This is a genomic window from Streptomyces sp. NPDC047515 (assembly GCF_040643055.1).
Classification (GTDB): domain Bacteria; phylum Actinomycetota; class Actinomycetes; order Streptomycetales; family Streptomycetaceae; genus Streptomyces.
Genome location: NZ_JBEYTM010000012.1, coordinates 81,117 through 95,324 on the forward strand (window position 1 = coordinate 81,117; position 14,208 = coordinate 95,324).

At 70.7% G+C, this 14,208-nt stretch carries 15 protein-coding genes and 1 pseudogene; 9 read left to right on the forward strand and 7 right to left on the reverse strand.

Annotated elements, in window-relative coordinates:
* Positions 1-176: 176 nt before the first annotated feature.
* The 3 genes and pseudogenes from ABZ826_RS13115 to ABZ826_RS13125 form a co-directional block, all read left to right on the forward strand.
* A pseudogene (locus tag ABZ826_RS13115) lies at positions 177-497 on the forward strand (helix-turn-helix domain-containing protein); the annotation flags it as partial.
* 334 nt (positions 498-831) lie between these two features.
* The gene (locus tag ABZ826_RS13120; RefSeq protein ID WP_361446469.1) at positions 832-1,260 is read left to right on the forward strand and encodes a hypothetical protein; all 429 of its coding nucleotides are present in this window, start codon (positions 832-834) and stop codon (positions 1,258-1,260) included.
* 143 nt (positions 1,261-1,403) lie between these two features.
* Positions 1,404-1,793 carry a hypothetical protein gene (locus ABZ826_RS13125; RefSeq protein ID WP_361446471.1) on the forward strand — a complete coding sequence of 130 codons (390 nt, stop codon included), beginning with the start codon at positions 1,404-1,406 and terminating at the stop codon, positions 1,791-1,793.
* 129 nt (positions 1,794-1,922) lie between these two features.
* Here the strand turns inward: ABZ826_RS13125 and ABZ826_RS13130 are convergent, their stop codons facing one another.
* Positions 1,923-2,594: a hypothetical protein gene (locus ABZ826_RS13130; RefSeq protein WP_361446473.1), complete on the reverse strand. Its 672-nt coding sequence runs from the start codon at positions 2,592-2,594 to the stop codon at positions 1,923-1,925.
* A gap of 133 nt (positions 2,595-2,727) precedes the next feature.
* On the opposite strand from ABZ826_RS13130, the gene ABZ826_RS13135 reads away from it, so the two are divergent.
* Entirely contained in the window at positions 2,728-2,976 is a 249-nt protein-coding gene (locus tag ABZ826_RS13135) for a hypothetical protein (RefSeq protein WP_361446475.1), read from the forward strand.
* Positions 2,973-3,215, forward strand: a complete 243-nt coding sequence (locus tag ABZ826_RS13140; protein ID WP_361446477.1) for a hypothetical protein — start codon at positions 2,973-2,975, stop codon at positions 3,213-3,215. Before ABZ826_RS13135 ends, ABZ826_RS13140 begins: the two co-directional genes overlap by 4 nt.
* Before the next feature lie 159 nt (positions 3,216-3,374).
* Here the strand turns inward: ABZ826_RS13140 and ABZ826_RS13145 are convergent, their stop codons facing one another.
* Complete coding sequence (locus ABZ826_RS13145) at positions 3,375-3,722, reverse strand: hypothetical protein (protein WP_361446479.1); 348 nt, start codon at positions 3,720-3,722, stop codon at positions 3,375-3,377.
* A gap of 129 nt (positions 3,723-3,851) precedes the next feature.
* Positions 3,852-4,640, reverse strand: a complete 789-nt coding sequence (locus tag ABZ826_RS13150; RefSeq protein WP_361446481.1) for a hypothetical protein — start codon at positions 4,638-4,640, stop codon at positions 3,852-3,854.
* Positions 4,641-4,825: 185 nt separating this feature from the next.
* Between ABZ826_RS13150 and ABZ826_RS13155 the strand changes: the two genes are divergently transcribed.
* Positions 4,826-5,836 (forward strand): aminoglycoside phosphotransferase family protein, encoded by a 1,011-nt coding sequence (locus tag ABZ826_RS13155; protein WP_361446483.1) that lies wholly within the window; start codon positions 4,826-4,828, stop codon positions 5,834-5,836.
* Positions 5,837-5,863: 27 nt separating this feature from the next.
* Here ABZ826_RS13155 and ABZ826_RS13160 read toward each other — a convergent pair whose 3' ends face one another.
* From ABZ826_RS13160 to mshA, 3 genes are all read right to left on the reverse strand, one after another.
* Positions 5,864-7,609, reverse strand: a complete 1,746-nt coding sequence (locus ABZ826_RS13160) for a glycosyl hydrolase family 28-related protein (protein WP_361446485.1) — start codon at positions 7,607-7,609, stop codon at positions 5,864-5,866.
* Between the two features lie 166 nt (positions 7,610-7,775).
* On the reverse strand, positions 7,776-8,303 hold the full coding sequence (locus tag ABZ826_RS13165; protein WP_361446487.1) for a YbjN domain-containing protein: 528 nt from the start codon (positions 8,301-8,303) through the stop codon (positions 7,776-7,778).
* Entirely contained in the window at positions 8,296-9,648 is a 1,353-nt protein-coding gene (mshA, locus tag ABZ826_RS13170) for a D-inositol-3-phosphate glycosyltransferase (RefSeq protein WP_361446489.1), read from the reverse strand. The genes ABZ826_RS13165 and mshA overlap by 8 nt, the downstream gene beginning before the upstream one ends.
* Before the next feature lie 193 nt (positions 9,649-9,841).
* Here mshA and ABZ826_RS13175 point away from each other — a divergent pair, with 193 nt between their 5' ends.
* The 3 genes from ABZ826_RS13175 to ABZ826_RS13185 all read left to right on the forward strand — a co-directional run bounded on the left by ABZ826_RS13175 (position 9,842) and on the right by ABZ826_RS13185 (position 13,855).
* Positions 9,842-10,633 carry a class I SAM-dependent methyltransferase gene (locus tag ABZ826_RS13175; RefSeq protein ID WP_361446491.1) on the forward strand — a complete coding sequence of 264 codons (792 nt, stop codon included), beginning with the start codon at positions 9,842-9,844 and terminating at the stop codon, positions 10,631-10,633.
* A 235-nt stretch (positions 10,634-10,868) separates the two neighbouring features.
* Positions 10,869-11,945, forward strand: coding sequence for an NlpC/P60 family protein (locus ABZ826_RS13180; RefSeq protein WP_361446493.1), 1,077 nt, complete (start codon positions 10,869-10,871; stop codon positions 11,943-11,945).
* Between the two features lie 512 nt (positions 11,946-12,457).
* Entirely contained in the window at positions 12,458-13,855 is a 1,398-nt protein-coding gene (locus tag ABZ826_RS13185) for a SpoIIE family protein phosphatase (RefSeq protein ID WP_361446495.1), read from the forward strand.
* Here ABZ826_RS13185 and ABZ826_RS13190 read toward each other — a convergent pair.
* A complete protein-coding gene (locus tag ABZ826_RS13190) occupies positions 13,837-14,169 on the reverse strand; it encodes a DUF2516 family protein (protein ID WP_361446497.1) in 333 nt (110 codons plus the stop codon). The two genes, ABZ826_RS13185 and ABZ826_RS13190, sit on opposite strands and share 19 nt — an antisense overlap.
* Positions 14,170-14,208: the final 39 nt, after the last annotated feature.

Consider the following 14,208-nt stretch of genomic DNA (forward strand, 5'->3'; position numbering starts at 1 on the left):
GGGGCCTTCGTGCTGTGCTGGGGCCGTCTCCGGGCCGTGAGCTGCTCGACCGGGCCGTCAGGTGACAGGACCGGGGGAACGTGGTCGCGAGCCGGGCGCCCATTTTTTTGTGAGCTCCTCCAAGCGTCAGGCCCGGGTCCGCATGGCCGAGGTACTCGGCTCGCTTCCGGCGCGCGATGATGCTGCCGGCCTCGGCGGGCGGGAACAGCGTCCCGGTGATCGCCCGGCTCGTCCAGGCGGACGAGGACACCGTCCGCGACGTGATCCACAAGTTCAACGAGACCGGCCTGGCCTGCCTGGACCCTCAATGGGCGGGAGGCCGTCCCCGCCTGCTCAGTGATGACGACGAGGAGTTCGTCATCCGAACGGCTACCACCCGCCCTGCCAAGCTCGGCAAGCCCTTCACCCGCTGGTCGATCCGGAAACCTGCCGAGTATCTGCGACGCAATATCGCTCGTCCGATACGCATCGGACGTGAGGCTCTGCGGACACTGCTGCAATTCCTTGATCGCGTCGGGAACGGCCTCAAGGCCGCTGAAACCAAGGACGCACCCGTCCCACGATGGTCGTCTCCTGCGGGTCACGCATTGCGGAGACGATCCCGGCACTGATCTCGCCGTGAGACAGCCACCGAGTTCCTGTCGGTCCGTCAGTGAAACCGAGAATCACCCGTTGGTACTGGACCCGATCCGACCTGAACGGTTCGGGCCGTGTGACCTCGTTCCTGGGACGGGTGGGATCGGCGGCTCCACTCCCCAGCACGTCCATCACCGTCGCCTCTTGTGAAACACACCCTGCGACCGCCTCGTGCACCCCATTGCGGTGTGGCGAGTGAACCCAGCACACGGCCAGGGCGAAGCGTCCTTCGGCCCGCGTGACCTGCTGCAACGCCCGCTGAAGTCCTGCCAGATCGGCGTAGTCGCAAGCTACGGGTACGACAAGATCTGGTCGATCGCTCGATGCTGCAACGGCAGCGATCCCCGTCCGGTCCCGCGCTACGACAGCGACCCGTCGTCCCTGCTGGACGAGGTGATGCACAACACCCCTCAGCATGCCTGTCCCGCCGACGACCAAAGAAGGACGCTCGGAAACCTCCATCGGCGCTCGCAATCTCGTAGTCGGCAATCGAGGCAGTTCGCCATGGCAGACGATCACATTGCCCAGACATGCGTCACGCTGCACAGCGAACTGTCCCACGAACCCACCGCAACCGGTGATCGTTTGCGGTCACGGCACGAGCGTCTCTCCGGAGCTTCGTAGCGGCCGGTATGGCCGTCGCTGACCGTTCCCGGCGGGAGCTACGGATCAGAAGGTATGGCCCTCGGCATCGAGAACGTGCCAAGGGCGCCTCCGTCTTGGCGGAGAAGTTCGTATACAGCCCACGGCGGCGGAGCGTGATCAGCTTGAGGCGTGGAGACCAGGAGGGTGTCGGTCTGGTGGCGGAGTGGCGGATCCTGGAGCCTGCCCTGCGCTCCTTCTTCGTCCGGACCCAGTGGGACCGGACCCTCACGACCCGGATGCGCCTGGTCCCGGAGAAGCACGAGGTGCGTACTTTCGACGAGCAGTGGGAGGTCACATGGGTCGGGAACTCGCCCAGCCTGGCGGCATCGCGCGCGTACTCCCGCGGTCAGGTGACGGCGGTTTCACGGAAGTGGGAGGTCGGGCGGGGAGCCGACGGGCGCCCGCACGAAACAGAGGTGTTCCGCTTCGACCCCGCGGAGATGAAGATTCCCCTGCGGGACGCGGTCCTCGGCGCGGGATGGACGTGGCGCGGAGTGCTGTTCAACCCGTGACCGGCCCTGCGGGACAGGAGGCCTGACGGTCTGCCATCGCGCTTGAACGAATCCCCCGCCCCGCCGTCTGCCGCAGGCGAGGGGTGCGTCCCACGGACTACGACCACGATGGCCACGCCCCGCGCGCCCTCACGCCCCCGGCATCTCGAACAGCTCGCGCTTCCACCCCTCCCTCTTCTCCCGCTCCTCCCGCTCCTCCCCTTCCGCGCCCCACACCCGCCCGATACGCGCCGCCAGCGTGTCCCACGGGCGGCACGTCACCACGGGCAGCGCGTGCAGCGCGGCCTGTCGGCTCAGCCAGCGCGAGTACGCCGCGCTGACCCGTGCCCGGTGCCGTTGCACCCCGCTTCCGGGCTCCCGCGCCGCGTAATTGGCGGTGATCCGGTCCGGGTCCTCCTCGTGCAGGAACACCGCCCGCACGCGGCGACCGGCCCTCCTCCCCTCGCGGATCGCTTCCACGGCCGCCGCCGGGGTGAGGTAGTCACCCTCGACCAGGGCGGGCACGTCGACGGTCAGGCGGTTGCGTACGACGCCGAGCACTGCGGGCTCCAGGGCCCGAGCGGTGGCGATCTGGAGGTTCAACACGTGCTCGACGGTGAGCCGCTCGGTGTCGGGAATGTCGTCGAAGTGGTGGAGAGCGGGGTGGTGTTGAGCTGTCGTCATGGCCTCGACGGCGCCGACCACGTCGTCGAACTCCACCACGAACCCTTCCGCTTCATCCGCGAGTTGGGCAGCGAGCCGGCTCTTGCCGACGCCGGACGCTCCACCGATCAGCAATATGTCCCACGATGTACCTGTCACGAGGCGAACGTATCGCGCGGGTTCCGCGTCCGTCGCGGGCCCTGGCGCTAACGTGGCCCAAGTACCGGCCCGTACCCGGACGGAGCCGATCTGACGGGCCGTGCGGAGAGCAAGGAGAGCGGGGAGAGCAACCATGGGCGAGCCCCTGAAGACCTACGTCGGCGGCGCCGAAGTCGACGTGCCCAACAGCATTCCGGACATCCGGGCCACCCTGCCCGAAGAGAGACGCGAGGAGTTCGACCGCGCCATCAACGACGCCGGGGTGGGCGAGATCCAGGCCGTCATGCGGCACTGGATGCTGGAAGCCGTGCCCGATCCGGAGGCCGAGAAGATCCTGGACCGGCTGGCGCAGGACGAGGCCGAAAGGCGGACGGTCGCTTGAGCTTCCGTATCTCCTACGCCCCGCCCGCCGACGACACCCTGGCCAAGATGCGTGACGGCGAGGTCTTCCGGAACGAGATGGCACGCACCCTGGGCCTGGACCCGTACGGGCACGGGTCGTCGGCCGTCAAGAGCGAGCGCGACCGCCGCGAAGCGACGGTCGCCGGGGCCATCGTGCTCTATTACGTCTCCGGGTCCGTCCTGATCGTCACCGTCGTCCGGCTCGTACCGCTGCCCTGACGAGCACCGGAAGGACAACGACCGAGGACCCGATGAACGGCTCGCCGCCCGGATCCGCGCACGGCTCGCCCATGAACGGACCGCCGGGCGGGCCCGCGCGGCACTCGCCCGCCAACGGGCCGCCGCCCGCCCCTCGGGGCCCGGGGCGCTCGCCCGTTCTCACTCTCCGGGGTCGGCGGGGAGGTCGATGACCCTGCCGTTCTCGTCCACGCTGTGGGTTTCCCAGTACTTGTCCCACTTGTCGCCCACGTGCTCGGGAACCTCGCCCTTCGGGTAGCGGGCGTATCCCTTCGGCGGCGCCTCGCCCTTGGGCACGCACGCGCTCCCGGCGCTCCCGACCGCCAGGACCGGGTACTCACCGCCGCCACAGATGGCGTCCTGGAGCGAGCAGCCCGTGGTCAGCACGGCCAGGGTCACGGGGACCAGCGCCAGGCCCACCGCGATCCGGCCCGTTCGGCCTCCGCCGCGCGTACGTGCGGCGCGGTCACGTCGACCGGTCCTGCGCATGTTCGACTCCCTCGGGACTACTGGTACGACCAGCCTGCCCGGAGGCCGAGGCATCGCTCATGAGTACGAGTACTCACCGCGGCGGGGGTGCCGTACCCGTCCCGCGTGCGCGGCACCCCCGCCCGCGCCCTACGCCAGCTTCGCGGCCTGGGCCTCGACCACCGCGGTCGGCAGCTCGAAGTCTCCGCCCCCACCCATCGCGGCCAGGTTCATCGAGGAGAACGAGGCGAACGACGGACCCTGGCGCAGGGCCACGAGCTTCAGCTGGACCTTTTCCCCGTCCTGCTCCAGCTGGACCGTCCAGGCGGCCGCGTCCTCACCGCCCTTGACCTTCTCCTCGGTGATCTTGCTGACCTTCTGCTTCTCACCGGCCGCCGTGAAGTCGAACCCGCCCGCGCACTCGGTGGCGGCGGTGCGCAGCGCGGCGACCGACTCCTCCGCGCCCTTGCCGTCGTACGAACCGAGGGCGAGCTGCGTCGTCGTGATGTCGAACGCCGCCTTGAACGCGCCCTCGGCGTCCGTGCCCGGCTTGTCCATGCTGCCCTTCTTGGGCTCGCTGACCACCGTGCGCTTGGTGAACGCGCCGGGCTCACCCACCCGCGCACCCATCAGCGCGTCGGCCAGCGGAGCACAGACCTTCTTCTCGACCTTGATGTCGTCGACGGAGATCACGTCCTTGGCCGCGGCCTTGGAGATCTTGTGACCCTTGACGTCGCCCTGGGCCAGCGCGGCCTTCTCCAGCTCGGCGGCGGTCAGCGCCTTGGCGGCCGGCTTCGCGGCGGAGTCCTTGCCCTTGGCGTCCGCTCCCTTGTCACCGGACCCGGAACCGGAGTCCGACCCGCCGCAGGCGGTGGCGAGCAGGGCCAGGCACACCGTGCCGGCGGCAACGGCGGTACGGCGTATGACGGTGGGTCGCATGGTCCGGGGATCCGTCTCTCTGAGCTGATTCTTCGGGTTTTGCTCACTCTATGAGCGGGAGTTGGTTTGTTGATCAACCAAAGGGGGCACGGGATGCGATCGTGACGGCGCCGTGATCATCCCGTGAAGGCATCCACGCCGCCGCGATCTCAACTGGACCGCAACATAGAGGGGCAATCCCGCACATGCTGACCGATGACACAACCTCGGCCGTTCTGAGCTCCGTTGGCGTCACTGCTGACCGGATCGCCGTCCGGGTACCCCTCACCGGAGGCACGTTCAACACCGTCACTCGCGTGACCCTCGCCGACGGCGACGACTGGGTGGTGAAGATACCGCCGCCCGCGACGGCCGGAACCCTGATGAGTTACGAGCGCGATCTCCTGGTCAACGAGGTCGAGTTCTACACGCGGGCGGCCGGGTCCGCGGCGGTCCCCCGCGTCCTGCACTGCGAGCTCGACCCGGACGCCGCGACCGGCCCGTTCGTGATCATGTCGGCCTGTCCGGGCCGCCCCTGGAACGAGTTCACCCCCGGCTCGCTGCCCGCTGCGGAGGGGCGCCGGCTCCGCAACGGCCTGGGACGGATCGTCGCCCGGCTGCACTCCGTCACGGGGTCCGGCGGCTTCGGCTGTCCGGGACAGGCCGTGGGCCCGCTCGCCCCGACCTGGCGGCAGGCGTTCACCGCCATGACCGACGCCGTCCTCGCCGACGCGGACACCTACCGCGCCCGGCTGCCGCGCCCCGCGGCCGGCATCCGCGCGCTGCTCGCCGCCGCGTCGCCCGTACTCGACGACGTCACCCGGCCCGCCCTGGTCCACTTCGACCTGTGGCAGGGCAACCTTCTCGTCGACGGCGTACCCGGCGCGCGCACCATCGGCGGGATCATCGACGGGGAGCGGATGTTCTGGGGCGACCCGGTCGCCGACTTCGTATCGCTCGCGCTGTTCGGGAACGTGGAGGAGGACGCGGACTTCCTCGCCGGGTACGCGGAGGGCGACGGGCGCGGAATCGTGTTCGACGCGTCCGTGCGGCTGCGGCTGGCGCTCTACCGCTGCTACCTCTACCTGATCATGCTGGTGGAGACCGTCCCGCGCCGCGTTCCCCGGGAGCAGCTGGACCGGACGTGGACGGACGTCGGTCCGCAGCTCGTCTCGGCGCTGGAGGATGTGGAGGCGGCGCTGCGGACGGGGGACTGACCACCGGCCCGCAGCGCCCGCACCGGCTCAGAGGCGGACGGCGCGCTGGGCGTCGTGGAGGTTCGGCGGCCAGAGGGCTTCCGGTGTGCCGTACGCCTCCAGCCGGGTGTGCAGGTCTCCGGTGAAGTCCGGGACGTCGATCTGGTCGAACTCCGTCACCTCGCTGACGCCGACCGTCGCGCTGTACGGGGCGAGCCCGTCGATCCGCATCAGACCGGCCCGCCCGTTGGTGACCCGGATGTTCCAGTGCGTGAACCGGGCGCCGAAGAGCGGTCCCGCGCTCGCGTCGCCGCCGTGGCGCCCGTTGTTGTCGACGGTGATGTCGGTACGGACGTTGGCGAACGGCATGCCCCGGTGGGAGTCGAACGTCCCCATCTCCATCACCCCGCGCGACCAGACGTTGTAGCTGGACAGACCCTCGACGTTGATGCCGTGCAGCTGGGTTCCGGCGGGCGCCGGTACGGTGCGCTGCTCGATCGTGAAGTCCTCGATGAGGTTGTCGTGCGAACCCTCGCGGCAGTAGTACGGGTGGTGCGAGCCGCGCCCCGCGACCCGCGTGCGGCGCAGGGTGCAGGCGGACGCGCCAATCAGCCCGAAGCCGTTGTCGACATGGCGGACGGTGACGTCGTCGGCCCAGCAGTCGTACGCGCACTGGAACGCGACCCCGTTGTACCCCTTGTCGAGCAGATGCTGCGACTGCGGGGTCTCGACCGCTTCGAGCGTGAGCCCCTCGACACCGGAGCCGGTGAGCGGGGCGACGAGCGTGGTCAGGCGCGGATCCCACTCGGGGCGGAGGTCGAGCGGAAGCGGACGCTCCAGCGTGACCCGGTGTCCGCGCACGGAGGTGACGCGGACCGGCCACTCGTAGGGGACGTACGACGTCAGCTTGGTCTTGTCGTCCCAGTAGTACGCCTCGGGGCCGGGGCCGTCGCCCGCCATGTGCTCCAGGAGCGTGTGGTCGGCGTCGTCGGCGAGGCGGAGCAGGACGAGTCCGCCGCGCTTCAGCTTCGACGTGTCGTGGACGATGATCGAGCGGTCGCCCCGGCGGGCGGGGGCGACGGTGGTCAGGGTCCGCCACTCGTCGCGCCGGTTGCCGGTCCAGCCCTCGAAGGGCCAGGCCTTCGCCCTGATCGCTTCGGTGAGGGAGGCCCAACGTTCCTTCGGGCAGAGCCAGATGAGGCCGCCCGCCCAGGACCAACTGGACTTGTCGCCGCCGTAGCGGCTGCCGTACACACCGATCAGTTCGGTGAGGTTCTTGGTCGCGTACAGCTTGGTACGTCCGCTTCCCGCACCGCGCACCACCACATCGCTGTGGCCGATCCGGATGATGTCGTCGATGCGGTACGTGCCCGCGGGGATGAGCACCGTGCCACCGCCGCGCTGTCCGGCAGCGGCGATGGCACGGTTGATCGCGGGGGCGGCGTCGGCGGAGCTGTCCGGCTTCGCACCGTGGTCCAGGACATCGGCGACGAAGCCGCGGCCCTTGCGGCGGGGCAGGCCGGAGCCGCCGCGGTAGCCGGCCCGGCCGATGAACGGGACCTGGGGATGAGTGAAGGGGGCGGCGGCGAACTCCCGCCAGAGCGGGGTGGCGCGCAGGCCGGCCGCGGTGGTCCCCCGGCTCACGGCGGTCGCCCGCCCCGTACCGGACGCGGTGCCGCGAGTCGCGGCGGACGCCGTGCCGCCGCCGATGACGCCGGTGGCCGCCGCCGCCGCCGCGACGGCCACAGCGCTGCCGAGCAGTCCACGTCTGCTGATGTTCCCCGTGGTCGCCATGAACCCGAGCCGCCTTTCATACATGTGAACGACGTTCATATTTGCGTCAGCGGTGAGCATGTCACGACGCCCCGGCGCGGCGAAAGAGTCATGCATCGGGGAAATATTCAACGGAGAAGACACGCCGAGGACGCTCAGAAGAGAAGGCGCCCGAAGGTCCCGAAGGTCAGCGATCTGGGCGCTGGGTCAGATGCGTGAACGCGTCCAGATTCCGAGTGGACTCGCCGCGCGACACCCGCCACGCGTACTCCTTGCGGATCGCGCTCGCGAAGCCCAGCTCCAGCAGGGTGTTGAACGAGCCGTCGGCCGCCTCCAGGACCGTACCGAGCAGCCGGTCCAGCTCCTGCGGGGTGACCACGGAGAGCGGCAGCCTGCCGACCAGATAGACGTCGCCCAGCTGGTCGATCGCGTAACTCACGCCGAAGAGGCGGAGGTTGCGCTCCAGAAGCCAGCGATGGACCGCCGCGTCGTTCTCGTCCGGGTGGCGGACGACGAAGGCGTTGAGGGAGAGCGAGTGCTTGCCGACCCGCAGCGAGCAGGTGGTGGACAGCTTCCGTGTGCCGGGCAGCTTGACGACGTAGCTGCCGGACTCGGGGCTCTCCCATTCGAGCCCGGCGTCCTCCAGGGTCGCCTCGATGATCTGCGCGGCCTGCGCGACCTGCGTCGTCACCGCTCGATCGGGTACGTCAGCCATGGTGCGAGCGTACGCGACGGCGATGTTCCTGCATCGCTGCCGTGTACACGTCGGCAGTCGCGGACGCGGCGGTGTCCCAGCCGAAGCCCCGGGCGTGCGCGGCGGCGGCGGCCCCCATCCGGGCGACCAGTTCCGGCGCTTCGGCGAACCGGGCCAGCGCCCGCGCGTACGCCTGTGGGTCGTGCCCGGGTATCAGAAAGCCGCTGACCCCGTCCCGCACCGCCACCGGAAGGCCGCCCACGGCCGCCGCGACGACGGGGGTGCCCGCCGCCTGGGCCTCGATGGCGACCAGGCCGAAGGACTCGCTGTACGAGGGCATGACCAGCACGGACGCGGCCCGGAACCAGTCGGCGAGCCGGTCCTGCCCGACCGGCGGGTGGAACCGTACGACATCGGCGATGCCCAGCCGTGCCGCCAGCTTCTGCAGCCCCTCCGGCTTGGCGAGCCCGCTGCCGCTCGGCCCGCCGACGACCGGCACGACCATCCGAGTGCGCAGCGAGGGGTCATGGTCCAGCAGGGCGGCGACCGCGCGCAGCAGCACGTCCGGGGCCTTCAGTGGCTGGATGCGGCCCGCGAACAGCGGAATCAGCGCGTCCTGCGGCAGCCCGAGACGCGCTCGGGCCGCGGCGCGCCCGTCGGCGGGGCGGAAGCGATCGAGGTTGACCCCGGGGTGGACGACGGCGACGGACCCGGGATCGGCGTCGTAGAAGCGGACGAGCTCGTCCGCCTCCTCGGCGGTGTTCGCGATCAGCCGGTCCGCCGCGCTGACGATCTGGGTCTCGCCGATGACGCGGGCGGCGGGCTCGGGGGTGTCGCCCTCCGCGAGCGCCGCGTTCTTCACCTTCGCCATGGTGTGCATGGCGTGGACGAGCGGGACGCCCCAGCGCTGGGCGGCGAGCCAGCCGACGTGGCCGGAGAGCCAGTAGTGGGAGTGGACCAGGTCGTAGTAGCCGGGGCGCTGGCCGGCCCACGCCTGCATGACGCCGTGCGTGAAGGCGCACAGCTGGGCGGGCAGCTCCTCCTTGGCCAGGCCCTCGTACGGCCCGGCGTCGACGTGCCGGACCAGGACGCCGGGCGCCAGGTCGACCGCCGGGGGCAGCCCGCCGGTGGTGGACCTGGTGAAGATCTCGACCTCGATGTTGATCGCAGCGAGGCGCTTGGCCAGCTCCACGATGTAGACGTTCATGCCGCCCGCGTCGCCCGTGCCCGGCTGGTGCAACGGAGAGGTGTGCACGGAGAGCATCGCGATGCGACGGGGTCTGCGGTGGCCGCCGGGAAAGGCGGCGGGGAACCTGAGGCGCGGCGCGACACGGCTGCTGCCGAGCCGGGAGGCGTACTGACTCACGTCGTCCGGTCCTCCTCACTCAGGGCATGACAGCGAAGGGACTTGAGCCCCTTTCGAGGGCTGCAACAGCGGAACCTCTCCTTACATTTCCGCTTTACCAAATCATTACAGGGAGCGGGCCGCACGCCGGGCCGGGGCCCGTCCCGGCACCCGCGCCGTCCCGGCACCCCGCGGGATCGTTACGCTCGCTCGCATGCGCCCCATCGGCACCCCGACCCGCGGGACCACCAACCCGAACCGGCTCCGCCGCATGGACCGCTGGATCGCCGCCACCCACGGCCCGGCCCTGCGCCGCGCCGCCGCCCCCGTGGCCGTCGACCTCGGGTACGGCGCCGCCCCCTGGACCGCCGTCGAGCTGCTGCAACGCCTGCGCACCGCCGAGCCACGCACGACCGTGGTCGGCATCGAGATCGCCCCGGAGCGGGTCGCGGCGGCGAAACCGTACGAACGCGAGGGCCTCACCTTCCTGCACGGCGGCTTCGAGATCCCGCTCCCCGAGCGCCCCGACCTCATCAGGGCGGCGAATGTACTGCGCCAGTACGACGAGGGCGAGGTCGCCGCGGTCTGGGAGCGGCTGTGCGCGCGCCTCGCGCCGGGCGGGCTGCTGGTGGAGGGCACCTGCGACGAGATCGGGCGGCGGCACGTATGGGTGGCGCTCGGTCCGGAGGGCCCGCGCACGGTGACCTTCGCGACCCGGCTCGGCTCCCTGGACCGCCCCTCCGACCTCGCGGAACGCCTGCCCAAGGCGCTGATCCACCGCAACGTGCCGGGCGAACCGGTCCACGCGTTCCTCCGGGACTTCGACCGGGCCTGGGCCGCGGCCGCCCCGTACGCCTCGCTGGGTGCCCGGCAGCGCTGGATCACGGCGGTGCGGACATTGTCGGGCGACTGGCCGCTGACCGACGGGGTACGTCGGTGGCGCCAGGGTGAAGTCACGGTGAAGTGGGCCGCCCTCCGGCCCGACCGAGAACCCAACACGCGCTGAACAGACCCGGCGGACCCGCGAGCGGGAACGCGGGCGGGGCATCGTTCGTCCTGAGAGTGGGGGACGGTCCCCGGGACGCGGGGAGCGCTCCGGGGCGTGGGCCGATCCCCGTGACCGTCTGGAGAGCGACTGTGCGCCTCTGTTGCTTTTCGGTACGGCATGGCACGATCTCGTCGACGGCGAAAAGTTACTGACGGTAAATCAGATTCATCGGATTCATTCGGAGGGGGATCTCGTGAACCGACGTCACTGTGCTGCAGCCGCGATCACTCTGGTCTGCGCGCTGACCGCACTCACCGCACCGGTCCAGGCGTACGCCGCGCCGGCGCCTCCCTCCCCTTCCGCGACACAGCACCAGTCCGGGTCGAAGGCGCCGAAGAAGAGCCTCGAAGAGGTGCGCGAGGAGATCGACGCCCTCTACCGCAAGGCCGGGGCGGCCACGGACGCGTACAACCTCGCCGAGGAGAAGGCCAAGAAGCAGTCCGGCGAGATCGTCAAACTGGCTCGGGCCATCGTCCAGGGGCAGGCGAAGATCGCCGAGCTCAAGGCCCAGGCGGGCGCCCAGGCCCGTGAGCAGTACCGCACCGGCGGGCTCCCGCCCGGCGCGCAGTTCATGCTCAGCGACGACCCGCAGCTGTTCCTCGACGGGGTGAACCGCGTCAGGGAGGGCCAGCAGGCCGCCCAGGGCGTCCTCGGCGAACTGACCAGGACCCAGCAGGACTTGGAGACGTACACCCAGGACGCGAGCACCAACTGGGAGAAGCTCGAAGCCGGCCGCCTCAAACAGGCCGAGGCCAAGAAGAAGATCAACGCGCAGATCGCCGCGGCGAAGAAGCTGGAATCCCAGCTGAAGAAGGAGGAGCGGGCCCGCCTGCTGAAGCTGGAGCAGGAGGCCGAGTACAAGCTCCAGACGACCTGGCTCAGCTCCGGCGCCCTGAAGGACATCAACCGCGAGGCGAGCGCGAGCGGAAAGAAGGCGGTGGCCTTCGCGACCACGCAGATCGGCAAGCCGTACGTCTGGGGGGCCGAGGGCCCCGACTCGTACGACTGCTCGGGGCTGACGTCACAGGCCTGGGCGGCGGCGGGCCGCCCCATCCCGCGCACCTCGCAGGAGCAGTGGCGGCTGCTCCGGCACATCGCCATCAAGGACATGCGCCCCGGCGACCTGATCATTTACCACAGCGACGCCAGCCACGTGGGCATGTACATCGGCGACGGCGCCATCGTCCACGCCCCTCGCCCCGGCCGAAACGTCACGCTGGCGGGCGCGGGTTCGATGCAGATCCTCGGAGTGGTCCGCCCGGACAAGTAACGGCCACCGCCGGGCCCGCGGCCACCACCCGGACGAACAGCGGAAGCCACCAGACGCGCGGCCACCACCCGGACGAACAGCGGAGCGGCCAGACACGCCGCCACCGCCCGGACGCACAGCGGACAGCGGCCCGGACGAAGAGAGACAGCCGCCCGTACGAAAAGGCGACAGCCAACCGAACGGGCGGAGAACGACGCCCGAACGAAGAGGGGAACGCCGCCCGGCCCGGCGGAGAAACCCTCCGGACGGCGGAGCCGGCCTTCGCGGCAGTGACCCGCGCCACGCACCCTCCACCGCCCCGCGTGACCTTTGTCATGCCCCGGAATCCACCCCCGCCCCCGCTCATCTCGCCGGATCCGTGACCTGACGCGGCTTATGCCGGTGCATATGACAGCGGTCGCGTGCCGTACGCCATTCCGTTCCCCGGCCGCAGACCGCTATGGTCCCCGTCTGGCGGGTCGTCGATCGTCGCTCCGCCGCGCCCTCGGGGGGAGGGAAGGAAACTCGAACCGATGCCCGTACCCGTACCGCAGCAGCGCGCCGTTCCCACTACAGAGACCCCCCATGGCGCCGACCTCACCCTTCTGGTGATCGGGGACGACCCGGCGGGCGCCTTCACCGTCCCCGAGCTTCCGGCCGCGGCCGGTGCCCGGGTCCGTATCCGCACCGCCCGCAACCTGACCGAGGCGGGCAGGCTCCTCACGGACGACGTGGACTGCGTCCTGCTGGACCTGGCCCTGTCGACCGGCGGCGAGACGCGTTCCACCGCGGCCGAGGAGGCCGACCGGCTGGCCGCCCTCAAGCACGTCCTGCGGATCGCCCCGTGCCATGCCGTCCTCGCCCTCACGGCCGAGGACGACGTCGAGCTGGCCGCCGAGGCGGTACGGGTCGGGGCGCAGGACTACCTCTTCCGCGGCGAACTCGACGGGCGCCCCCTCAGCCGCGCCATCCGCTACGCCGTCGAACGCAAGCGCGCCGACGTGGCACAGCACCAGCTCACCGAGTCCCGGCTGCGCGCCCAGGAGAACGCCCGCCTCGAACGCGGCCTGCTGCCCACCCCGCTGCTCGAAGGCTCCGATCTGCGCTTCGCGGCCCGATACCGCCCCGGCCGCAGCCGCGCGCTGCTCGGCGGAGACTTCTACGACACGGTCCGCACACCCGACGGCACCGTCCACGCGATGATCGGCGACGTCTGCGGGCACGGCCCGGACGAGGCGGCGCTCGGCGTGGAACTGCGCATAGCGTGGCGGGCGTTGACCCTGGCCGGGCTCTGCGGCGACGAACTGCTCTCCACGCTCCAGCAGGTCCTGGAGCACGAGCGGGAGAGCGAGGAGATCTTCGCGACGCTGTGCACCGTCGACATCGCGCCCGACGGCAGGCACGCCGGCCTCTGCCTGGCGGGCCATCCGGCCCCGCTGCTCGCCCGGCACGGCCGGACCGCGCGCCTTCTTCCGTGCGAGGACGGCGGCCCTGCCCTGGGTCTGCTGCCCCGCGACGCCCTTCCCCAGACGCCTCGGGCCGGGGATACCGCATGGCCGCGCCGACAGGTGGAGCTGGGCGGTTCCTGGAGCCTGATGCTGTACACGGACGGGCTGATCGAGGGGCGTGTGGGGCCGGACAGCACTCAGCGGCTCGGTCAGGACGGAATGGTCGCGATGATCAACCAGCAGCTGGCGGAGGGGCTCGCCGGGGAGGATCTCCTGGAGGCCGCGGTCGCCCGGGTCCGGGAGCTGAACGGCGGCGAGCTGACCGACGACGTCGCGGTCCTGCTGCTCGACCGTGACCAGGAACTCATCCGGCACGGGGGCACGAACGGCGACCGGGGCGCGAGCATCCCGCGCCCGCGCCCCGAACCGTCCTCATCCGCGGCTCCCGCGTATGCCGCGAAGGCTCAACGCCCGCCGTTGTAGGGCCCGTACGGCCCGTCACTGCTGGAGCCACCGCGCCGGCCGCCGCCCGAGACCGCCTTCAGCGCGGGCCGTACGTCCACCAGGAAGACGATGGACGCGACCAGTCCCGCGATCTGCAGGAACAGCATCGGCACGAAGAGATTCACGGCAACGGTGATACCGAGGATGATCAGCCAGAAGGATTTCTTCTGCTTGTCCGCGGCCCGGTAGGCGTCCTCACGGGCCGTCGCGGCCAGGAACAGCGCGACCACGGCCAGGACGAGCATGACCATGTAAAGCAGCCAGACGAGTGTGCTGAATCCTGTGAGCAACATGGTGTGCACCGCCTAATAAATGGATGAGCGCCTCGCGGC

Excerpts from the sequence above, each read along its gene's own strand:
- ABZ826_RS13135 (WP_361446475.1), top strand. The coding sequence starts at position 2,728 with ATGGGCGAGCCCCTGAAGACCTACGTCGGCGGCGCCGAAGTCGACGTG.
- ABZ826_RS13175 (WP_361446491.1), top strand. The coding sequence starts at position 9,842 with ATGCGCCCCATCGGCACCCCGACCCGCGGGACCACCAACCCGAACCGG.
- ABZ826_RS13185 (WP_361446495.1), top strand. The coding sequence starts at position 12,458 with ATGCCCGTACCCGTACCGCAGCAGCGCGCCGTTCCCACTACAGAGACC.
- ABZ826_RS13165 (WP_361446487.1), bottom strand. The coding sequence starts at position 8,303 with ATGGCTGACGTACCCGATCGAGCGGTGACGACGCAGGTCGCGCAGGCC.
- ABZ826_RS13190 (WP_361446497.1), bottom strand. The coding sequence starts at position 14,169 with ATGTTGCTCACAGGATTCAGCACACTCGTCTGGCTGCTTTACATGGTC.
- ABZ826_RS13145 (WP_361446479.1), bottom strand. The coding sequence starts at position 3,722 with ATGCGCAGGACCGGTCGACGTGACCGCGCCGCACGTACGCGCGGCGGA.
- ABZ826_RS13150 (WP_361446481.1), bottom strand. The coding sequence starts at position 4,640 with ATGCGACCCACCGTCATACGCCGTACCGCCGTTGCCGCCGGCACGGTG.
- ABZ826_RS13155 (WP_361446483.1), top strand. The coding sequence starts at position 4,826 with ATGCTGACCGATGACACAACCTCGGCCGTTCTGAGCTCCGTTGGCGTC.
- ABZ826_RS13160 (WP_361446485.1), bottom strand. The coding sequence starts at position 7,609 with ATGGCGACCACGGGGAACATCAGCAGACGTGGACTGCTCGGCAGCGCT.